Genomic DNA, 20,373 nt, shown 5'->3' on the forward strand with positions numbered 1-20,373 from the left:
TTCGAGGGATTTCGGCCGCGCGACCGAACTTATACACCGTTCGAGTGCCTAGCACGACCCATGAGTGAGTCAGCGGACGGGCCGTCGCTGAAAGAGCGAGTCGAGAAGTGGATGGCGCGCGAGATGCCGATCATCCAGATGCACGGCGGGACCAGCGCGGTGCGGGCGGCCGACCCCGAGACCGGCGAAGTAATCATCGAACTCGGCGGCGGCTGCAAGGGTTGTTCCGTCAGCGGCGTGACGACGAGCAACATCGAGGCCGAACTCATCACGTGGCCGGAGATCGACGAGGTCACCGTCCGGGTTCCCGACGCGCGCGATAGTCTCGGCGGGCCCGACCAGCCCGAGTCGATCATGGGCGTCGACCGGACGGAGGGCGGCCGCGGCGACTGGGGCTCGTCGAATCCGGGGAAAGACCACCTCTGAGTGATCCGGCTCGCGCCCGTTCGGTGGCTCCACGCTCCGTGCCCCTCGTTGACAGGGACGGAGAGTTTTGGGAAGTCCTATATCCTTTTACGCGCCCGTTACGCACATCAGATATCATGACGAGTAGACGCCCGCAGACAGGAGGTGTCGACGATGGGTGACCCACCCGCGGCCGGCGACGACGATCCCGACGCCGAGACCGACGGCGGCATCCAGGCCTACACCGTCCGGCTCGAGCTCGTCGACGAACCCGGCGAGTTGCTTCGCGCGCTCGCCCCGATCGCCGACAACGGCGGCAATCTGCTCAGCATCCACCACGAACGCGGCAACATCACGCCCCGAGGACACATTCCAGTCGAGGTCGACCTCGAATGTCCACCCGACCGGTTCGACGACGTCGTCGAGGGTCTCCGCGACGCCGGCGTCAACATCATCCAGGCCGGCGCGGAGCACTACGGCGAGGAGATCAACGTCGTGCTCGTCGGCCACCTCGTCGAGACCGATCTCTCGGACACGCTCTCGCGGATCGAAGACGAGGTCGGCGCCGTCGTGTTGGACCTCTCGCTCGCCGCACCCGAGGGCACCGGCGGCATCTCGAGCGCCCGCGCCCGACTCGCGATCGACTCCGGCCGGTCCGAAGAAGCGCTCGCGGCGATCCGCTCGATCGGCGCGGACAAGGAACTGACCGTCGTCGAACCCCTGCTCGGAGGTGACGCCTGATGCGACTCGCAGTTCTCGGTGCCGGCGACGTCGGCCGCGCGGTGGCCGATCTCGCCGACGAATACGGCCACGAGGTCGTCGCCCTCGCCGACTCCACCAGCGCCGCGGTCGATGCGAGCGGGATCGCCGTCGACGACGCCCTCGAGCGAAAGATCGACGGCGAGGCTATCGGACCCGGCGATCCCGAGGACGTCTTCGAGACGGCGTACGACGTGCTGATCGAGGCGACGCCCACGACGCTCGGCGACGCCGAACCCGGCTTCTCCCACGTCGAGCGCGCGCTCGAAGCGGACCGCCACGTCGTCCTGGCGAACAAAGGCCCGGTCGCCGAGCGCTACGAGGAACTCCGCGCGCTCGAGGACGAGAGCGCGGGCTCGATCCGGTTCGAGGCGACCGTCGGCGGCGCGATTCCCGTCCTCTCGACGATCGAAGACAGCACGCCCCAGGCCGTCACCGCGGTTCGAGGCGTGCTCAACGGCACCGCGAACTTCATCCTCACACGGATGGCCGCCGAGGGACTCGACTACGAACACGTCCTCGCGGAGGCCCAGGACCTCGGCGTCGCCGAGGCCGATCCCACCTTCGACGTCGACGGCACCGACGCCGCCCTGAAGTTCGTCATCCTCGCGAACGTGCTGGCCGACGGCGGGTTCTCGCTCGAGGATGCGACGGTCGAGGGCATTCAGGACATCCCGGGCAGCGCGCTCGATCTCGCCGCCGAAGACGGCCGGACGATCCGGCTCATCGGCGAGGCGACCCGCGACGGCGTCCGCGTCGGACCGCGGCTCGTCCCCGAAAACGGCGCGCTCGCCGTGACCGGAACCCGAAACATCGTCCAGATCGAGACCCGCAACGCCGGCTCGCTACACTCGAGCGGTCGCGGTGCCGGTGGGCCGGAGACGGCGACGGCGGTTCTCTCGGACGTCGGTCGGCTGCCACCGCTGTAACCCGCGTTCTCTCCGCGTTCCGAACTGTTACATCGCTGTTCTGTCGTACTTCTTCGTACTTCCGCAGATTCCGCGTACGCGCGTGAAACATCGTTACCTACCGTTTCTGTACCGATCGTTACCCACCGTCTGTACCGGTCGTCTGCGATTCGACGTCGATTTCACCGTCCACTGCCGATTTCGGCCATCCGAACGGTCCATGGCGTGTGAATGCTAGCCAAACCGCAAGACGGCGTCGGGATGACCAGAATACGCTTTCGAAATGGTTTTAACCGCAACGAGCCAAAGAGACCGATATAAGCGCCTCTGCGCGTGAGCTACAACAATGAGCGACCAACACCAGAACCTGGCCATCATCGGTCACGTCGACCACGGGAAGAGTACGCTCGTGGGACGACTCCTCTACGAGACGGGGAGCGTACCCGAGCACGTCATCGAACAGCACCGCGAAGAAGCCGAAGAGAAGGGCAAAGGCGGCTTCGAGTTCGCCTACGTCATGGACAACCTCGCCGAAGAGCGAGAGCGTGGTGTCACCATCGACATCGCCCACCAGGAGTTCTCGACCGACGAGTACGACTTCACGATCGTCGACTGTCCCGGTCACCGCGACTTCGTGAAGAACATGATCACGGGCGCATCCCAGGCGGACAACGCCGTCCTCGTCGTCGCCGCTGACGACGGTGTTGCGCCCCAGACCCAGGAGCACGTCTTCCTGGCTCGTACCCTCGGTATCGACGAACTCATCGTCGGCATCAACAAGATGGACATCGTCGACTACGAAGAGTCGACGTACGACGAAGTCGTCGAGGAAGTCACGCAGCTGCTCAAGCAGGTCCAGTTCAACACCGACGACGCCTCGTTCATCCCGATCTCGGCGTTCGAGGGCGACAACATCGCCGAGCGCTCGGACAACACGTCGTGGTACGACGGCGAAATCCTGCTCGAGGCACTCAACGACCTGCCGGAGCCGGAGCCGCCGACGGACGCACCGCTTCGACTCCCGATTCAGGACGTGTACACCATCTCCGGTATCGGTACCGTCCCCGTCGGACGTATCGAAACCGGCATCATGAACACCGGCGACAACGTCTCCTTCCAGCCCAGCGACGTGGGCGGCGAAGTCAAGACGATCGAGATGCACCACGAAGAGGTGCCCAAGGCCGAACCCGGTGACAACGTCGGATTCAACGTCCGCGGCATCGGGAAGGACGACATCCGCCGCGGTGACGTCTGTGGCCCCGCCGACGACCCGCCGAGCGTCGCCGAGACGTTCCAGGCCCAGATCGTCGTCATGCAGCACCCCAGCGTGATCACCGCCGGCTACACGCCGGTCTTCCACGCCCACACGGCCCAGGTCGCCTGTACGATCGAGTCCATCGACAAGAAGATGGACCCCTCGAGCGGCGAGGTCGCCGAGGAGAACCCCGACTTCATCCAGTCGGGTGACGCTGCTGTGGTCACCATCCGACCACAGAAGCCCCTCAGCATCGAGCCGTCCAGCGAGATTCCCGAACTCGGGAGCTTCGCCATCCGCGACATGGGTCAGACCATCGCCGCTGGCAAGGTGCTCGAAGTCCACGAGAAATAAATGCAGCAGGCACGCGTTCGACTCGCGGGCACGAGTCCAGACGACTTAGACGACATCTGCGACGACGTCCGCGAGATCGCGAACAACACCGGCGTCAACCTGAGCGGGCCCATCCCGCTGCCGACGAAAACCCTCGAGGTGCCGACCCGAAAGTCGCCTGATGGCGAGGGCACCGCGACGTGGGAGCACTGGGAGATGCGCGTCCACAAGCGCCTGATCGATCTGGACGCCGACGAACGCGCACTCCGACAGCTCATGCGCATTCAGGTGCCGAACGACGTCTCGATCGAGATCGTCCTCGAAGACTGAGGACAGCCGATCGCGACTCGAGAGGAAAGAGCGTTTTTGCAGTCCTCGAGCGCCGTTTCTCCGGCGATAGCTCCGCCTTACGAGCCGCTGCTGACCGAGTGCGCGACCATCACCGCGTCGGGCACACGTACGGACAGCGGTCGCTCGGGTCCACCGATGTTCGATACCGACGGTGATGGGACTTTTATCGCTCGCCGTCGCAGCCACCCGTATGGCGAAGCCCTCACGATCCCGAACGCAGTCGGAAACCTACCTGCGCGCCGATTCCGGTGGCGACGACGGGTCGAGGACGGGATCGGGGAGCCCGATCCTCGAACTCCTCGTCATCTTCGCGCTCGTGCTCGTCGTTCAGGGACTCACCGCGTTCGTCGGCGTGATGAGCGGCCTGTTCGTCCTCGCGCCGCCGTTGACGACGAACCCGTGGACGATCGTCACGAGCGTCTACGCCCACGACGGGTTTGGCCACCTCGTGTCGAACAGCATCGCGCTGCTCGTCTTCGGCTGGCCGGTCGCACGGGCCACGACGCGAGCGCACTTTCACGCCTTCTTCGTCATCACGGGCGCGATCGCCGGCGTCTCCCAGATCGTCATCACGGGCGCGATCGCGGCGATCCCGTTCGTTCCCGTCGCGCCGACAGCGGGCGTACTCGGTGCCAGCGGAGCCGTCTTCGCCCTGCTGGGATATCTCGTCGCGTCGAACCGGCTGTCGAGCGGGCTGGCCTCGGTCGTCGATATCCCGCGCTGGCTGTCGATCCTCGTCGCCCTCGGCCTCGCGACCGCAGTGACCTTCGCGACCGCCTCACCCGGCGTCGCGCTGATCGCCCACTTCACCGGCTTCCTCGTCGGCGTCCTCGCCGGGCGCGCTCGAGTCCTCGCCGTCGACTCCGGGCCGGCCGGCGGGCGGTCCGCCGTGTGAACGCGGCTCCCCAACTCGAGCGAACGGTCGACGATCGTGGTGCGGTGTACCGATCACCGATCCGACTCCGAAACACAAGCTACAAATAGAAACCGGGGTTAGGAACGTGCGAGGGCTCGTAGATCAGTGGTAGATCGCTTCCTTCGCAAGGAAGAGGCCTCGGGTTCAAATCCCGACGAGTCCATCCCGGCGGATCGTTCTCTCGAAGGACGCTAAAACGACAGCCTGAGCTACGTCTATCGGACGTTTCGATTTTTGGCGGACGGAATAAACAGGGGTCGCGAAACCGAATAGTAGCGGAATTTACTACCCGGTCGCCGCAGTCCGGCGATTTCTCGAAGGAATCGGGGTGGTCGGCGTGAGTGCCGAGAACCGTCTCGGAATTGACCTGAAGACATTCCGACAACGGTTGAACACTCCGCCGACGCCGACGAAAGACCGGGAGTTCCAGTGTCCGGAATGCGGCTGTCGGTGCACCCGACTCACTGACGGCCACTCCGAAGCCGGGCACGAACGCGGTTGCTCGCGGCGACTGCGGCGGACTGGCGCAGAGCGGGTTGCTCCGAAACTCATCGACGAAAGGGAGGGAGAGCGATGACGGACGGATTCGTCCGTGCGAGTCGGCTGTACGACGTTGAAAGTCGGACGCCCATCGCCCATCCGGCCCATCAAGCGACAGATGCCGACGTTCGCCGTGCGCTCGGGAACGGAGGTGAATCGGCGTGACGGTCTCGGTTCACCAGACCGGGCTCGGCTACGAGTACGTCCGGTGCCGCGTCGGCGACGACGATTCGACCATCTACATTCACCAGCTGGTCGCCTGCCTCGAGCACGATCCGCGGGCGGTATTCAGCGACGAGTTCGACGTTCACCACTGCAACCACGTTCCGTGGGATAACAGGCCCGAGAACGTCGTTCTCGAGGAAGCGTACGACCATCGCTGTGCGCACCTGGAGGGACGATCGCCGGCATGACCGAGGACTTGACAGCCTTCGGTCTCCAGCCGCAGGACTCGGCTGACGATGAGGCCGACGAGGTTTCGGAAACGGAATCGGAAACCGAGTCAGCCCCGGTCTGGCCGGAGTGCGAAGACTGTGGCTACGGTGGGCCGGAGGTGAAGTGCCGGCTTGGTCAGTCGGTCCCACTCTGTACCGCGTGCTTCGCGGAGCGCGAGGGACTGCTATGAAGGCCGTCGAACTGGCCTTCCACGAGTTCGCGGCGAACTACCTGTTCGACGATCATGCGCTGAAGCCGTTCTTCGCGTGCGATTCGCGGGTGAAGGACGGCGACGGGTCGCAGGTGGCCGAGTTCGAGATCGGGAGCGAACGCTGGGTCGTCAAACTGTACTATCAGGATAGCGGCATCGTCCATCCCGGCCCGGAGAACCCGCAGGGAACGCCGTTCAGGATCAACGAGATACGCGAATTCCGGTTCGCCGTCTCGCGGCATCCAGAGGAAGACCCAGTGGGCGAGCAGTCGTTCAACGCGCACCTGGCTCCACGCTGGCAGGGCATGGAAATCGAGAACGACCAGGGCAAGCGCTCGGAGTACAGCGTTCCCGAGCCGATCACCGAGGCGGTGAACGTCAAGATCAACGGCTCGAACATCGACTTTCGGCGGTATCACGAACTGCTGTGCCGGGCCGCCGAGTCAGTCGGCATCCATCGGCGGTACTTCGAGCGTCCCCACCAGTTCAGCAACGTGCAGGACGCCGAGCGATACGTTCGCCTGGACAGTGACCGCTCCGGGCCGATCCACGCTCGAGACGGTCCGATCGCGAGTATGGCGCACTTACTCGAGAACGACCGAGATGGGTATCGGAAACTCGTACAGAACGAGCGCGACGAGAAAGGGAGGCACTTGCCCGGTTACTATCACACGGTCACGCTTGGCCCGAGACGGGTATCTGAGGCCTTCCCGAGTCACACGTTTCCCCGTGAAGTGAAACACTACTACAGCCGCGAGGCCGCCGGGATGGACGACGACGAGACGCTGGCGAATCCGAAGCTCGGCGCGTCCTATCAGGTGAGCCGGTGGGACGAGACGATCGGCGTTACCGACGACGACCTCGAGGCGCTGATCACACAGCTGGACGAGACGGTGTGTTCGGTGATGGCCGACGCCGGCATTCCGGTTCACCCCGCGGACGACGATCGCGGCGATGGGCATGGGCCGTTCGTCTCGGATGCCTACTTCGATCCGACCGAGGAGCAAGAGGTGAACGTCGTCTCGCTGGATCTCACCCGGATACGCGAGACGCAAGAGAGTGTCGTCGTGAAACACCTCTCAGATGGGCTTTCTCCGGTCGAATGGGAAGCTCTCGAGACGCTGGTCACTGACGGAGGCCAGGTGTCCCCGCAGGATATCGCCGAGGAACACGGCCGCCACGTCGACAGCGTGCGACGGGCGCTGAAACGGATTCCCGAGTTAGTCGAGTCCGAGTACGGCTCGGTCTCGCTTCGATCGAATCACGTCGCCGAGATGGTCCACGACGCGGTACAGGAGGCTCGCGACGCGACCCGGCGGGCAGTCGAGGCTGGGGCGAAGGCGCTCGAGGCCGCCGAGCGTGGAATCGACGAGACGACGAGCGCGCTGGTAGCCTGGTGTGCGAAGCACGGCATCGACGTCGACGATCGGCAGGAGGCTCGCGTCATGTTCCGACTCCAGGGCGTCGAGAACGTCGAGGCACGGTTGAAAGAGGCCTACCGGCTGTGGACGGAAGCCGGGAAGGACCCCGCGCGGTTCCGCTCCGCGCAGATCGACCTCGGCGAGCGCGGCAAGAGCGCAGCCTGGCGCTGGCTGTAGCGGACGGTCGGCCAGTGGCAACACTATTCTGACACCCATATTTCGCCGTTTTTCGCGCGTAGTAGCCCGGTCTGGGTCCCGATCGGCACGCGGCTCGAGGGTGGCCGGGGACAAGCCCCGGCCACGCCTGACGGGGAACCACGACGGGGGCCGTCGGGTTCCCCGTTAGGGGTGTGGCTAAGGCCACATCATCAAAATACACCGCACCGCTCCGTAGCGGTGCAGCAGAAACACCTCCCTGTCGCCAAGGCGACAGCGCCAAAAAATTACAGCGCCCCACCCCACCCTCCGTACACCAGATCTCCAGTTGAAGCACATGAAACGAAGGAAGTAGCATCACAAGCAATTATGTCCAGGTATTAACACCCTGCTTGCTGAATTTGTAGATATGACATCCAGAAAATCAGCAGAAAGATTAGTTAGCGCTATAATTGAGTCCTACCAAGATACATCTCCGCTACGAAGTGAATTTGATTGTAGAGTCTTTGACAAACAGCCAAGTTCTGAATATACCGTTCTGTCGAACAAAATGCAGGGGACATCTAATCTCCTTGCCCCCGATATTGAATTCTTTGGGAACTTCCCGCAATCAATTGCAAATAATATAGGGGTCTGGGAGAGGAACCATATCCTTAATAATATTAGGGATCGGGATTCCCTATCGATCTCAGTTGACGCGGTTACCGAAGAAGAGTTATTTGATGTTCTTACTATTGTAGATAATCCTACGAAAGTCTATCTTCCGTTTGAGAAGGAGTACATGAAGGAGTACATGATGGATAAAAGCGGTATACTTTCTGAAAATATAGACGTTGAGTGGTTGAACTCAGATATAGATGATTTTGAAAAGGGATTTGTTGTGGATTCCAATAGAATCCAAATATCACAATACAGTCAGATGCCACCATCTTATGCCATAGAAATAGATGATATTATGTCTGAATATAGCGATATTTCTGATGACGCCTCTATATTTGTTGAATTTTCTAGACCGGACGATCCATCGGAGATTGAATTATACTTTGGAACGGTTCTTGACGAGAACCCATATTTCGGGCCCAGATCGATTGGTACAATAGAAATGCCTTAGGCCCACTTTGTACCTTCTCCCCTCCTTCGTACGTCAAAAGAATGCATTCCCCACGTATCAACATGAGATAGAGGACGTCGTGTGCATATTCATTGGGCGGCACCGCAGTGAATTCAGGGTGCAATGGTTAACACTGAATGTTCGTGTTTATGAGTATGCCCCTAAGGGGGCAAGGTGATTGCGTGCCGCGCTTGAGAAAATTGAGACAGCCGATATTGGACGCCGTAGTATGACTACACGACTACTATGATGTATTGATACCTCGATAACTGCGATTGTCAGATATACCTACGAGGGATTATGAGTGAAGCCGCAACCAAACGTGAGCGTTATGCGACAACCACGAGACGACCTGTTGATCATCTACGCACTGTCAGTGCTTGCTTGGGAGCATAGAAGTATGGAGAAGGAAGAGTGGGCATTCGATCTTGCGGCCGAGATCGCTTATCAACATGGACTCAAAGTAAGCGACGCAATTCGCCAGCTCAAATAGATCATGTCCTAAGGGGACTAAGCGAAAATCACACCCCTTTGCATTCATCTCTGAATATAGGACTCCAGTTAAAGCATATACTCTCCACTGGACCATAGTTTCACTCAAATATCAAATCCATCTTAGATCCAACTTATTATGTTCTATCGATACGTCTAATCGGTATGGCCGATGTGGAAGAGCTAGAAGTAGAACAAAATGTCAGTTTACATCGTCTGGCAACTGCGGTTGAGAATTCAAATGAAGACGGCATTGATTTCTGGAAGGACCTCTTGGAAGAATCTAAATCAACATTCCAAAACAGCTTGTCGTCTGTCCAAAACACTCGTGACAGAGCTATTGAACTAATCAAAATTGATCTGGTCTTGGGGTCTTTTTATGTTGCGCTGTTTCGATTCGGATCTTCCAGTTTCGACTTCCCCTCTAATCCATATATTCTGTCACTTCCATTCATAATCCTCCTTAGCTCTATGTTCATTTTCCTAATAGCTTATTTTACATTAGGGTCACGCACAATTGGGGCAAGTAGTGGAAATGTATATCAGGCTATTTCGGAGGAATTTGGTCAACTCCAATTTTGCCAAACAATGGCAATCATGTATGCGAAATGGACAGACAAGAATATGAAGACACATCGCAAAGGTGTTAAGCTTGTGACTGTTGGAGTCGGAGTGATTTTCGCTTCCCTCGGAACAGTAGCTGGAATTTTTGCTTTTGTCTAATTCCCCTCCCGGTTGTACATCAACGAATCCGGTTTCCCGAATATGCACACAAGGTACGAAACTTCGTGTGCATATTGAGTGACGATTGCCCCAATCGAGCCCGAAACGTGTCGGATAGAGTGACAAGATACCCCTGTTTCGTTGGCTATGGGCCGCTCGAGATAGACGAAAAAACTAGGATATAGGGGTTCGTGTGTACGAGTATGCGAATCCGAACCGACGGTGACTACGCGTATCGGAACGATGCGATCGAACGTGCAGCGGACTTCTACGACTGTAACAAGACGAAAGCCATCGTTTCAGCGTGTGACGACGTGCCGAAACTGGTTGCCGCCGCACGCCAAGTCCTCGAGCGGGACGACCTTACCCTTGATCAACGCCGGGAGATTGCCGAGACACTCTCTACCCGAGCTGTGGACTTCGAAATAGAACAGTCAGTGAACGTCTACCGAGATTAGAGGCCGTGTCGAATCTCTCAGTAGGTGATAGATCCCAGCCGCCATGCTGAATACACAGCGCAAATCGGTCACTCGTCAGGCGGCATTTGGAGTGGCATCGGAGTTGTATTCAGAAAATTGATAGATCAGAAAAACTGGGCCAGCGGTGAAAATATGATAAACAAAATTATTATAAATATAGAAGATTAGTCATTGACATGGACGGTACACCAGACGATAATTTTTCTCTGTCATCAGTATTCAGTCAATCCTACTTTGAGATTCCTGATTACCAGAGGGATTACGCTTGGGAAAAGTCCAATGTAGACGACTTGATCGACGACGTGGAATTTGTTTATAAGCAAAATAACAGCTCCGAGTCCAGCGAACGATTAGACCACTACTTCGGAACACTCGTATTAGAAGAGAGAGGGAACATTGAACCGACCGACTACGAGGAGTTTGACAATTACGGCATAGTCGACGGACAGCAGAGACTAGCTACAGTCGCTATCGTTATCTCTGCAATAATTGACGAGATGGCTAATATCGAAAAGAGCCGGGATGTTAGCACAGATTTTTCTAAAACGATTGAAAAACGAAGAGAGGATATTGCGGATAAATATGTTGAATACGAGGGGATTGAGAGAATCCGCTTGGGTGGTCTCGCCAAAGATGCGTATGATAATGTTATTCTTGATAACACATCTCCAGAAAGTTATCTAGAACAGGATGACCTCGTTGAGGCTGAGAGGAAGATTGCGAGGGCTAAAGCCACGACCCTTTCTCGATTGGCGCAATGGAGGGAATCCGAGTATCAAAATGGCTCAACCGACTATGCAGGGTATTATAAATTATTGAATAATATCACCCAAATAATCACACAGAGGTTTGAGGTCAATGTGAAAGTTGTAGAGGATATTGACGAAGCGGCAAGGATGTTCAAGGTGATTAACGATCGAGGGAGGGATTTGCGATTACACGATAAGATCAGGAGTCATCTTGTCTACTGTGCGTCTCAATCAGAAAGCTTGGACTCTGAAGACATATATCAGAGATTTAATAACATTGTGCGGAATATCACAATCCACGACGGATTTTCTGATGTCGAAGTTGATGACCTCGTAAGGATTCATTGGGAAGTGTTTGCTAGTGAGCGCTCTGATTCCCGGTCGAAGCGTCCCGGCCCCTCGGAGATTCATCGACGCCTTTCCGATCTCGATGACTTCGCGAGTGTTCAGAGACCGAATTTTGAATCATTTATCAGTCCGTATCTAAACTCGCTTGAGAACTTCTCGGAGCTATACCCGTATCTCACTAACAGGGACAAATTTGCAGAAAGGTATTTTAACCCAAACAAAAGCCATGATTCGCCAATCAACGAATCGGTGAGAAAGGTCCAACTTCTATTTCTACACGCTGGGTCACAGTCTGCAACCACGCCGATATTATTCGCAACAGCCGACAAATTCGGTGTCCAGTCTCCTGAATTTGCGGACATGGTATCTGAGCTAGAGAAGTTGGTTTTCAGATATAGTATGGTAATGTCTCATGGCGCCCAAGGATTTGCTAACGCACTCTCATCGATTGCCAACGACCTGTATTGGTCGGATGTTGACCCAGAACAGGTCGCCGAGGTATTCAATTCTGAAAGTCATCGCTACATAGGATATCAGTCAAAAGAACTTGGGATTAAGGACGCAATCGAACGAATCATCGAAAAACGAGAGCGGATTGCTCCAATTGAAGAAGTAGTATCTGATTTCTTAGATACTCCAGATGTGCTAGATGGCTCTTTCACTTCCGGATGGGGGGGAGTGAGGAGTAGTGAGGTTGTAAAATACATCATGTATGAGTATGAGAGAAGCCTTCGAGGCCCGTCCGGGCTTCTCTCGCTTGCCCCCTACCATGAGTTCCGGAAAAACTTCCAAGTTGAACATCTTGTTCCGAAAAATGCTGAGGAAGGTAATCGGTTGGAAGCTCACATGGAGAATCGCAACCGTATCGGTAACTTAGCTGTGCTCAGCAATGGTGAAAACCAATCTGAAGGGAATTCCGCCTTTGAGTCCAAATATAACGACATCTACTCAAGCTCTTCATTGAAAGTCCTCAGAGACCTCAATGGTCCGGACTTCACGGTTGGGAATGTATCTATGCGTAACGAAGAATTGCTTGATTTCATCAATGAGCGATGGGGTTGAGTGACGAGTCTGTCGGTTCTGTTGTAACTTCCATGGGCTAATAAGTTTGAGAGCCTTGTTCGTTAGATACGCACACTCTTCTTATCGGTCTGTTCGGCTCATCCAGCGTGAAACAAAGAAGAAATACTTGCTGAATACAGCCTCTCAACCTTGTTTAGACGCTCCCGAAGGTGCCCGGTTAGTAGTTACGACGGGTAAACATAACCAGTCCGTGAGCGTCTCTCGACTTGGTTTGTTGTTTGAACAACAGCCGTAGAGGACGATCTACACCGCGTCTAAACAAGTCCCAGCCTCTATATTCAGCAAGTCATCTTTATCACTTGCAGAGGATTTCAGCGAGCCAGATTAGAAAATATCGCCGATGGCGATTTTTGATTGCTCGGTTCCACGGTGATCGCCACCCCCATGCCACCGGAGCATGGGCAACGACGAGGCCTTGCACATTTTATCCTTAATGATCGTACAGCCAGACCGTCCGTGCGGCCGGTAGACGACGAAACAGTACCAGCCATCGTGACTCCGTAGCTTGTCGTGGTAGGCCCTGTAGACTTTGAAATTCCCCGGCTGTCCGTCGCTGTGCTCGAGCATGGTCGACTTGATTTCAACCGGCGTTCCGTTTCCGAATCGCGCGTCGTGCCAGCTGGCCCGCTCGAGATCGAACCGCCGTTTCTCCGCCATCCGTTTCTCGCAGATCGTCCCGAAGTGGTTCGCTCGCTTCGAGCGGGAGCGACTCACGCGGACCACGCGCGTCGCGCGCCGATATATATCAACTCCTCATCGTGTCTCGACGAGCGCCCATCGGTCGCGTTGCTCCCTGCGGGAGCAAGCGATGGGCCTGACCGTGTACTAAACGGGGGTGCGTTACCATAACCAGCCGACCAACCCGTCGCGGTCATCCGATTACTTCCTCCACTTTGCCAAGCGTCTCAGCGTGCATCCCATCGTTTCGGTACTCGTTCCAGCGGGAATTTACCCATCCGTGGCTGTATGGCACGAATTGAGCGGTTTCACGATCCGTCATTCCGTCCTCTTTGCACCGGATCACCGTCCAAATCGCCGTCATCTTGGCCGCCTCGTCAGGCTCCAATTCCTCCGTTTCCTCGCCATACTCCGACCAATTCCAATCGCTCGCCTCTTTCGTGTTGTATCGAAGGTCCGTCGGTGGGACACCTTCGACTTCGCCCTGGATATCGGCGAGTTTCCCGTTCCTGATTGAATCGGCGATGACGGCCTTCTTTTGCGAGACCTTCTTGACGATCGTGCCGACGCGCCAGAGCATCGGGTGAATCGACCGTTCCCCGTGGGCGATGTAGATGAGCGCGCCGCCGTACTTGCGGATCTTGTAGACGAGCGGGGCCATCTTCTGCCGCGTTTGGTAGCCCTGTTTCCCGGTCCCGCTGGCTGCGCTCGAGAACTCGTCGCCGATGAACAGCTTGTCGCGCTGGCTGTGCTCGAGCGGATCACCGTCCTGTTCGACCCACTCCATGAGGGTTCCGTAGTCGGGAATCCAGCCGTCCTGTACGTCACCGTCGTCGTCTACCCAGCGGTTTTTCTCCTCGAGCGAGCGGATGTTCGTGCCGAGTAGCGAGTTCTCCTGGTGGAGTGCCCGCCACCGTTGTGCGAGGAGGCACGCGAAGTCGGTCTTTCCCGCGCCCATCTCGCCCATGACGACGATCACCGGAGCGGGGCCGTCGACAAGCTCGTCTATCTTTCCGATCGCCTTCAACCCGGAGATGTCCGCCCGCTGGCTGGTGTCGCCGACCATGTGCTTGATCGTCGGCATATCGCCGTTCTCCATCGCTTCGCGGAAGGTTTCGGTTCCCTCAGCCAGCCGAATTTGCTCGTGTTTCTCGAGATCGTGAACCTGGCCGGGCATCTTGTCGGGTCGATCGGCCGCTGTCGGATCGTAGTGAATCGATCGGATCGACAGCGCCCGCGAAACCGTCTCGTCGCGGACGATCCCGCCGTGGTCGGCGATTTCTCGATTCTCTCGGGCACTGTACCCCTCCTGGTGTTCTCTCGCTGCAGCGGTCGTATAGAGTGCCTGCTGATCGGCCTGCTTTCCGTCACTCATTCGTTGATCCCTCCGTCGGATACGGTGGTCTGCTCGCTGCCCTGATCGATCGTGATACCGCTCGGATCGGTCGGATCAAACTCGTGTTCGTAGTCGCCGAGGTCGCTGATTTCGTCGGTCGACCACTCTTTCGCGTCGTCTTCGGCTGCCTCGAAGCGTTCCTTCACGCTGGTCCGCTGGGTCATGAGCCCGCGCTCGTCGGCTTCGGCGTGGGCATTCACGGTGTCGCGTTCGATCTCGACACCCATCCGGGAGATACGACCGCGAAGCTTGTTGTACGCGATCGCCGTCTCGATCAACTCGCCGTGGATGTCCTCGAGCATGGCCTTGACCGTGATGAGTTTCGAATCCGCCATCTGGCTGAAGTGGCAGCCGGTAACGATGAGGGTCCCGTTCTCGCCCTGATCCGGGTACCAGTCGAACTCGCGAACCTCGAACGCGTCGCCGTCGTTACACCGGTACGGCGACGGTCCTTCGACGGTTTTGTTCTCCCAGACACCCGGCTCGACGTATTTCTTCTTGCGGGTGTCGGTGACGCCGTTGATGTGGTAGACCGGGACCATGTTCCGGTTTCGGAGCCGGCGCGCACCGGTCACGAACAGCCCGAGCAACGGCGGCCCGAGGAGCAACAGCGCCGCGAAGATCCCCTTCGTGACTGGCGGAACACCGGGAATCTCCGGACGAATCCAGAGCAACAGCGCCCCGAGCGTAACCGCGAACCCGGCGACGACCAGCTGGCCTTCGGCGACGACGTAGGTCAGCCGATCGGCCCATCCGCTAAAGGTACCGCTCGTCTCGGGACTCACGCATCGATCACCCCGCTTTCCTCCGACCGAACGACCCACCACGCGCCGACCGCGGCGAGAACGACGGTCATGCCGACGCCGGTGAATAGCCCGCTCTCGCCGCCGAACGTCTCGAGGGGGTTCGATTCGCTGCTGTCTCGACCGGTGCTGATGAACGCGCCGCGCTCTTCCTCTTGACTGAGCGACGTTCCGAAGGTGAGCGCCGCGCCTTCGGGGTCCATTACCGAGATCGTGTGTGTCGACTCGCCTTCGGGAACCGCAAGTTCTCGGTAGGTGAACTGGCCAGAGCCTTCTTCGAAGCTCCCCGATTCGGCGACCGCAACCGTCGTCGGCTCGTCCGCCTCGAGCGTGATCGTGAACGTCCCATCGTCAAACGACCACTCGAGGATGCGGGTGTTGCTGTCGATGATCTCCTCGTAGTCGCTTGCCGTCGTATTCGTGGCTGTCTCATTGGCGTCCTGCGCGGCGACAGGCCCACCGCCCATGCCCATCGCGAGCGCGGCCGCTGCGACAACAGCGACAAGAATAATTCGGCGCATCGTCACTCACCCAGCCCCGGCACAAGGTCAGTCACGATGCCGATCACCGCGAGAACGACAACTCCGACGATGCCGAGGCCGAGCCACTGGCCGGCTGCACCGTCGGGGAGATCGGGGACTCCCGGCCATCCCGGACCATCATCATCGTCGTCTTTGGCCAGTTGTTCGATCAATTGCTGCTGTTTTTCCAGTACTTCCCTCTGGAACTGGTCCATTTCGTCGAGCCGAGTGTGAAGTTCGTCGTAGTCCGTTGGCGTTTCCGTCGGCAGCGAACTCGAGAAGGTGATTTCATCAACTTCTTCGACTTCGCCGTTATCGTCAAGTCGTTCGGCCGACGTGACGGTAAACTCTCGATCATCCGCGAGTTGGATGATATTGGCCCGTTCGTTGCCTTCGTCGTCCTTGAATCCGTACGAGAAGGTGATGTTCGGTGTGACATCGCCCGCGATACTTTTCGCCGTGTAGGTTTCCCCCACCTCGAGAGGATTGCTCGGCGGCGTATCGAAGTGGAGGCTCCCATCGACCTCGAGACCGATCATGTCGTCATCATCGGGGTGGTACTCGGGGTCGTCGGGGTGTTCGCCGGCGGATTCGTCCCAGCCGGTCCGTTCGCCGAATTTGACGGTCGTGAACGACTCCGAAGGGCTGTTGCCAAGCATCGCCAGATGGGTGTTCACCCACGCGAGTGGCTCATCATCGGAAATGTCCTCAACCATCGTATCGAGACTCTGGATCTCTTCCCGGTCGATTTCGCCGTCGACGAGTTTGGCGTACTCCTGGTCGATGAACGCCTCGACGTTATCGACGGCAGTCTGATGGGCGTTCAGGAGTGCGTTTGCGGCATCATTGAACGGTTCCGTCTCGTAGAGAACTTGCCGGCCGTCCACTGCATCGAACTCCTCATCGTAGACGCTACGATACTCGGCCGCGTCGAAGGGGCGAACTTCGACAGAGAAGCCGGAGAAGCCATCGAGTCGGGAGTGATACGCGAGTTGATCGTCTTCGTTGACCGGCGAGGCGTACTCTTTGAGCGCAGGGATATGAATCAACCCCGTCGCTATCGAACTGATACCGTTCGTACCCGCCTCGAAGTTGTAGTACGGCGAGAACGTCTCGAGGGTAGTGCCATCGAAGAGTTCGTAGGCGGTCCCGTCGGTTTGGGACTCGTACTTGCCACGAACATCCCATTTGTAGTCCTCGTCGTCCGAATTGTACGTCGATGCGCTTCGTAGCTCCCAATAGAAGTGATCGAGGACGCGTCCGTCGAGACTGTCGTCCTGATACAGATTGCGCATCTGATCGACGTACTGATTCGTCTCTCGAATGTGGAGGTGGAACTCTTCGATGATCTCCCGCTGGGGAACGGAATAAATCTCATCGACACCGGCCTTGCCAGCCGCGATTGCCTCGTCGCGGGTCGCGTTCTCATCTTCGACAGCGTCGTACGCACGGAGAAGGCCACGGATGTACGCGCGCCCCTCGAGCAGGGAAACATTATCCTTGACCCACGTGAGCGTCGTGTCGAACGAGCCCTCGGCAGTGAGGCCGTGTCGGTAGGCATCGCCGTGAATGCGCAGCGTCTCGTCTTCGAGGTATTCCTCGAACTGGTCGGAATCGCCGTCGCTACTGCCGAACAACATTCCGAGACCATTGCGGGCCGCATTCGCCGCGGCTCCTGCCTGACAGGCAACGTTGATCGAGGAGTAATCCGAACAGATTCCGGTCCCTCCCCACCCTCCTTCATCGGCGGCACCAGTCCCGCTTGAGGCAGCCACTCCCGCGCCGATCGTCCCGGCAGCGGCGAGTGACTGAATCGCCTGTCGGCGAGTGAGCGATCGGCCAGGCGTTGGGTCGTGATCGGTGGGCTGTGGGCGTTGGGCCGACATTCAGATCACCTCCACGAATCGGTTACTCAAAGATCGGTACTGCTGGGACGACTGCGTGGTGAAATCGATAGAATTCATGGATTGACCTCGAGTTACTTGTAGGCGATCAGGTAGAACGCCCCGCCGTTCAGGAACACCGTGAACCAGCCGACGTACCACATCGACTCGAGCGTGACCGCGACAGCCGGCACGAGCGCGCCGAGGACGTTCAGGATGACCGCGAGCAACAGTACGACCGTCTCAACGTCGGTGTAGTCCTCCGGCGTCGCCTCGTTAGTGAGCCAGCCGATCACCAACACCCCCATCGAAATGATGAACGCGTAGGTGATCTCGGTCCCGTGGGCGCTATACAGCGCGTCAGTCAGCGCGAAGTTCAGCGGCTCGCCGAACTCGAGGGTGCCGACCGCGCCGATCGAGAACGACGCGAGCACGAAGATCGGCGCGAGGATGCTGTCCGTTAGGTCGATACCGTCGTCCCGACGGACGGTGTCGGGAACGTACTTCTGTGGTAAACTCAGTGCCATGGGATGTTACCCAGGCCACGCTTCCGGAGAGGGTAACTTAAAATCGTCAAACGCTGTTATCGACTGTTTCAATCCTTCTGGAGAGCGAATAGATTTTGACCTCCATACTCGATTTGGAGGACGGAATCTTTTAAACCGAGATATTCTTTTCCGCGTACTCTTCGCCTTCTTCTGTTAGAGTATAATATGGCTTCTCGGGATCCATCTTGGTTATAAGCCCCTGATCACTTAGACCTTCAATCGCTCTTGTGACCGTTGACCTTGATGGTGGACGTTCTAGTTGATACTGTAGGTTTAGCGTAATTGCCCCTGGAGACACGGCAATTCCCGCCTCATAGAGAAGACGGAGGACTGGGTCTGTTGCGCTGTTTTGCCAGTCCTCATTGACCATAACTGTCCTAACCCACAGAAATGATATAAAATCCGCCTGATTATATTAGGCTCAATTGAGTCAGTTCTGGCTCAAATTTATTACCCTGTGGCTCACACATGTTCTTCAACGGAAGCTACACGCGGACCTGACTCTCATAGGTCCCGAAAGGTAGCGGACCGGTGTTAGGGCCACCGGGTCCGCGAGAAGCTTCCGTAAGCAGGCTACGGAAGCATGAACGACAACGCACATTCGGGGTATAAAGCCCCCGCTCGATGGACGCCGTCCGGCGGTTTCGGAAGTATCGGAAACCGCTCGGTTATGCTTAATACCACACCGAACAGTCGTTACAAATCACCGACGGACAGCAGCCGCGCACGCCCCAGCTCCTACACAACGGCGTGCGCGGTTCGTCCGCGGTCCCATAACAGTGAGACCATGCCCGAATGCACGCTACACTACGGTAAGAGTACCGAATACTGTAATCGCCCCAACACGCTCGAGGTGAGTCGATGAGCGACGACCTCGAGCCCATGTCCCCGCACGAGGGGATGAAGCGGTTCCTCGCACACCGCGAGTCCGGCGTTTCAGAATCGACGTATCGGAACAACCAGACCACGCTCGAGCAGTTCGTGGCGTGGTGTTCGGACAACGAGATCGACAACCTGAATCACCTCACGGGACGCGACCTCTCGCAGTTCGTCGCGTACCGCCGATCGAAGGTGAAACCGATCACCCTCCAGAAGAACCTCAGCGCCATCCGCGAGTTCCTGGCGTTCTGCGCGGACATCGAAGCCGTCCGCGATGGGCTCAACGAGAAAGTCCACGCGCCCGAACTCCCCGACGGGGCTGAGGCTCGAGATATCATGCTCGAGCCGGAGGCCGCCGAGACCGCGCTGGATCACATGGACAAGTTCGACTACGCAAGTCGGGACCACGTGATACTGCTCCTTCTCTGGCGAACCGGGATGCGACGCGGTGCGCTCCGATCGCTGGATCTTGACGATCTCCGGCCCGACGACCACGCGCTCGAACTCCAACATCGTCCAGAGACCGATACGCCACTGAAGAACGGCGAGAAGGGCGAGCGGTGGGTTTGGCTCGGACCGGTCAGCTATCAGGTGCTCGAGGACTACGTGAACACGAATCGTCACGACAAGGTGGACGATCACGGCCGGGAGCCCCTGATAACGACCATACAGGGTCGCCCACACGTGACGACGATCACCGACGCAGTGAATCGAATCACCCAGCCTTGCCACTACGGAGAGTGCCCGCACGCACGTAACCCCGAGATCTGCGAGGCATTCGGCCAGGCCAGTGTCCCCGCCAAGTGCCCGTCGGCGCGGTCGCCGCATGCGGTTCGTCGCGGAGCGATCACAACCCATCTGAACGAGGGCACGCCACCGGAGATCGTCTCCGAGCGGATGAACGTCTCGTTGGACGTGCTGTATCGCCACTACGACGCCCGGAGTTCGCGCGAAAAAATGGCCGTCCGGAAAGAACACCTGTCGGAATAA

At 58.0% G+C, this 20,373-nt stretch carries 21 protein-coding genes and 1 tRNA gene; 15 read left to right on the forward strand and 7 right to left on the reverse strand.

Annotated features, from left to right (window positions below):
* Positions 1-60 precede the first annotated feature (60 nt).
* From BMX07_RS14385 to BMX07_RS14440, 14 genes are all read left to right on the forward strand, one after another.
* A complete protein-coding gene (locus tag BMX07_RS14385) occupies positions 61-426 on the forward strand; it encodes a NifU family protein (protein WP_090618683.1) in 366 nt (121 codons plus the stop codon).
* A gap of 153 nt (positions 427-579) precedes the next feature.
* Positions 580-1,146: an amino acid-binding protein gene (locus BMX07_RS14390; protein ID WP_090618686.1), complete on the forward strand. Its 567-nt coding sequence runs from the start codon at positions 580-582 to the stop codon at positions 1,144-1,146.
* Positions 1,146-2,093, forward strand: coding sequence for a homoserine dehydrogenase (locus tag BMX07_RS14395; protein ID WP_090618688.1), 948 nt, complete (start codon positions 1,146-1,148; stop codon positions 2,091-2,093). Before BMX07_RS14390 ends, BMX07_RS14395 begins: the two co-directional genes overlap by 1 nt.
* Before the next feature lie 325 nt (positions 2,094-2,418).
* A complete protein-coding gene (tuf, locus tag BMX07_RS14400) occupies positions 2,419-3,681 on the forward strand; it encodes a translation elongation factor EF-1 subunit alpha (RefSeq protein WP_090618691.1) in 1,263 nt (420 codons plus the stop codon).
* Entirely contained in the window at positions 3,682-3,990 is a 309-nt protein-coding gene (rpsJ, locus tag BMX07_RS14405) for a 30S ribosomal protein S10 (RefSeq protein ID WP_004215311.1), read from the forward strand.
* A 211-nt stretch (positions 3,991-4,201) separates the two neighbouring features.
* Entirely contained in the window at positions 4,202-4,906 is a 705-nt protein-coding gene (locus BMX07_RS14410) for a rhomboid family intramembrane serine protease (RefSeq protein ID WP_090619906.1), read from the forward strand.
* Positions 4,907-5,018: 112 nt separating this feature from the next.
* Positions 5,019-5,090: transfer RNA gene (locus BMX07_RS14415), tRNA-Ala, on the forward strand.
* A 538-nt stretch (positions 5,091-5,628) separates the two neighbouring features.
* A complete protein-coding gene (locus tag BMX07_RS14420; RefSeq protein WP_090618694.1) occupies positions 5,629-5,880 on the forward strand; it encodes a hypothetical protein in 252 nt (83 codons plus the stop codon).
* Positions 5,877-6,092 carry a hypothetical protein gene (locus tag BMX07_RS14425; protein WP_090618697.1) on the forward strand — a complete coding sequence of 72 codons (216 nt, stop codon included), beginning with the start codon at positions 5,877-5,879 and terminating at the stop codon, positions 6,090-6,092. Before BMX07_RS14420 ends, BMX07_RS14425 begins: the two co-directional genes overlap by 4 nt.
* The gene (locus tag BMX07_RS14430; protein WP_090618700.1) at positions 6,089-7,711 is read left to right on the forward strand and encodes a DUF7845 domain-containing protein; all 1,623 of its coding nucleotides are present in this window, start codon (positions 6,089-6,091) and stop codon (positions 7,709-7,711) included. The genes BMX07_RS14425 and BMX07_RS14430 overlap by 4 nt, the downstream gene beginning before the upstream one ends.
* Before the next feature lie 388 nt (positions 7,712-8,099).
* Positions 8,100-8,801: a hypothetical protein gene (locus BMX07_RS23835; RefSeq protein ID WP_139210911.1), complete on the forward strand. Its 702-nt coding sequence runs from the start codon at positions 8,100-8,102 to the stop codon at positions 8,799-8,801.
* 657 nt (positions 8,802-9,458) lie between these two features.
* A complete protein-coding gene (locus BMX07_RS23840; protein WP_139210913.1) occupies positions 9,459-10,016 on the forward strand; it encodes a hypothetical protein in 558 nt (185 codons plus the stop codon).
* A 203-nt stretch (positions 10,017-10,219) separates the two neighbouring features.
* Positions 10,220-10,474, forward strand: a complete 255-nt coding sequence (locus BMX07_RS14435) for a DUF7692 domain-containing protein (protein ID WP_090618703.1) — start codon at positions 10,220-10,222, stop codon at positions 10,472-10,474.
* Positions 10,475-10,671: 197 nt separating this feature from the next.
* A complete protein-coding gene (locus BMX07_RS14440; protein WP_090618706.1) occupies positions 10,672-12,654 on the forward strand; it encodes a GmrSD restriction endonuclease domain-containing protein in 1,983 nt (660 codons plus the stop codon).
* 345 nt (positions 12,655-12,999) lie between these two features.
* Here BMX07_RS14440 and BMX07_RS14445 read toward each other — a convergent pair whose 3' ends face one another.
* The 7 genes from BMX07_RS14445 to BMX07_RS23845 form a co-directional block, all read right to left on the reverse strand.
* Entirely contained in the window at positions 13,000-13,332 is a 333-nt protein-coding gene (locus BMX07_RS14445) for a PD-(D/E)XK family putative nuclease (RefSeq protein ID WP_090618709.1), read from the reverse strand.
* Between the two features lie 214 nt (positions 13,333-13,546).
* The gene (locus BMX07_RS14450) at positions 13,547-14,728 is read right to left on the reverse strand and encodes a hypothetical protein (protein ID WP_090618711.1); all 1,182 of its coding nucleotides are present in this window, start codon (positions 14,726-14,728) and stop codon (positions 13,547-13,549) included.
* Positions 14,725-15,534 (reverse strand): hypothetical protein, encoded by an 810-nt coding sequence (locus BMX07_RS14455; protein ID WP_090618714.1) that lies wholly within the window; start codon positions 15,532-15,534, stop codon positions 14,725-14,727. The genes BMX07_RS14450 and BMX07_RS14455 overlap by 4 nt, the downstream gene beginning before the upstream one ends.
* Positions 15,531-16,073, reverse strand: coding sequence for a DUF8063 family protein (locus tag BMX07_RS14460; RefSeq protein WP_090618717.1), 543 nt, complete (start codon positions 16,071-16,073; stop codon positions 15,531-15,533). The genes BMX07_RS14455 and BMX07_RS14460 overlap by 4 nt, the downstream gene beginning before the upstream one ends.
* 2 nt (positions 16,074-16,075) lie before the next feature.
* Positions 16,076-17,959 (reverse strand): Env/VP5 family phage fusion protein, encoded by a 1,884-nt coding sequence (locus BMX07_RS14465; RefSeq protein WP_139210915.1) that lies wholly within the window; start codon positions 17,957-17,959, stop codon positions 16,076-16,078.
* 92 nt (positions 17,960-18,051) lie between these two features.
* Positions 18,052-18,483 carry a DUF8023 family protein gene (locus tag BMX07_RS14470; protein ID WP_090618722.1) on the reverse strand — a complete coding sequence of 144 codons (432 nt, stop codon included), beginning with the start codon at positions 18,481-18,483 and terminating at the stop codon, positions 18,052-18,054.
* A gap of 130 nt (positions 18,484-18,613) precedes the next feature.
* Entirely contained in the window at positions 18,614-18,874 is a 261-nt protein-coding gene (locus BMX07_RS23845; protein ID WP_139210917.1) for a helix-turn-helix domain-containing protein, read from the reverse strand.
* A 491-nt stretch (positions 18,875-19,365) separates the two neighbouring features.
* Here BMX07_RS23845 and BMX07_RS14475 point away from each other — a divergent pair, with 491 nt between their 5' ends.
* Positions 19,366-20,373: a tyrosine-type recombinase/integrase gene (locus BMX07_RS14475; RefSeq protein ID WP_090618724.1), complete on the forward strand. Its 1,008-nt coding sequence runs from the start codon at positions 19,366-19,368 to the stop codon at positions 20,371-20,373.

Origin of the sequence: Natrinema salaciae, assembly GCF_900110865.1 — an archaeon.
Lineage (GTDB): Archaea > Halobacteriota > Halobacteria > Halobacteriales > Natrialbaceae > Natrinema > Natrinema salaciae.

What these genes read in the sequence shown, in the direction of transcription:
- BMX07_RS14435 (WP_090618703.1), top strand. Translation starts at nt 10,220, where the DNA reads ATGCGAATCCGAACCGACGGTGACTACGCGTATCGGAACGATGCGATC.
- BMX07_RS14450 (WP_090618711.1), bottom strand. Translation starts at nt 14,728, where the DNA reads ATGAGTGACGGAAAGCAGGCCGATCAGCAGGCACTCTATACGACCGCT.
- BMX07_RS14395 (WP_090618688.1), top strand. Translation starts at nt 1,146, where the DNA reads ATGCGACTCGCAGTTCTCGGTGCCGGCGACGTCGGCCGCGCGGTGGCC.
- BMX07_RS14470 (WP_090618722.1), bottom strand. Translation starts at nt 18,483, where the DNA reads ATGGCACTGAGTTTACCACAGAAGTACGTTCCCGACACCGTCCGTCGG.
- BMX07_RS14440 (WP_090618706.1), top strand. Translation starts at nt 10,672, where the DNA reads ATGGACGGTACACCAGACGATAATTTTTCTCTGTCATCAGTATTCAGT.
- rpsJ (WP_004215311.1), top strand. Translation starts at nt 3,682, where the DNA reads ATGCAGCAGGCACGCGTTCGACTCGCGGGCACGAGTCCAGACGACTTA.
- BMX07_RS14430 (WP_090618700.1), top strand. Translation starts at nt 6,089, where the DNA reads ATGAAGGCCGTCGAACTGGCCTTCCACGAGTTCGCGGCGAACTACCTG.
- BMX07_RS14390 (WP_090618686.1), top strand. Translation starts at nt 580, where the DNA reads ATGGGTGACCCACCCGCGGCCGGCGACGACGATCCCGACGCCGAGACC.
- BMX07_RS23835 (WP_139210911.1), top strand. Translation starts at nt 8,100, where the DNA reads ATGACATCCAGAAAATCAGCAGAAAGATTAGTTAGCGCTATAATTGAG.
- BMX07_RS23845 (WP_139210917.1), bottom strand. Translation starts at nt 18,874, where the DNA reads ATGGTCAATGAGGACTGGCAAAACAGCGCAACAGACCCAGTCCTCCGT.
- BMX07_RS14410 (WP_090619906.1), top strand. Translation starts at nt 4,202, where the DNA reads ATGGCGAAGCCCTCACGATCCCGAACGCAGTCGGAAACCTACCTGCGC.
- BMX07_RS14465 (WP_139210915.1), bottom strand. Translation starts at nt 17,959, where the DNA reads ATGTCGGCCCAACGCCCACAGCCCACCGATCACGACCCAACGCCTGGC.
- BMX07_RS14425 (WP_090618697.1), top strand. Translation starts at nt 5,877, where the DNA reads ATGACCGAGGACTTGACAGCCTTCGGTCTCCAGCCGCAGGACTCGGCT.
- BMX07_RS14385 (WP_090618683.1), top strand. Translation starts at nt 61, where the DNA reads ATGAGTGAGTCAGCGGACGGGCCGTCGCTGAAAGAGCGAGTCGAGAAG.
- BMX07_RS14460 (WP_090618717.1), bottom strand. Translation starts at nt 16,073, where the DNA reads ATGCGCCGAATTATTCTTGTCGCTGTTGTCGCAGCGGCCGCGCTCGCG.
- tuf (WP_090618691.1), top strand. Translation starts at nt 2,419, where the DNA reads ATGAGCGACCAACACCAGAACCTGGCCATCATCGGTCACGTCGACCAC.
- BMX07_RS14445 (WP_090618709.1), bottom strand. Translation starts at nt 13,332, where the DNA reads ATGGCGGAGAAACGGCGGTTCGATCTCGAGCGGGCCAGCTGGCACGAC.
- BMX07_RS14475 (WP_090618724.1), top strand. Translation starts at nt 19,366, where the DNA reads ATGAGCGACGACCTCGAGCCCATGTCCCCGCACGAGGGGATGAAGCGG.
- BMX07_RS23840 (WP_139210913.1), top strand. Translation starts at nt 9,459, where the DNA reads ATGGCCGATGTGGAAGAGCTAGAAGTAGAACAAAATGTCAGTTTACAT.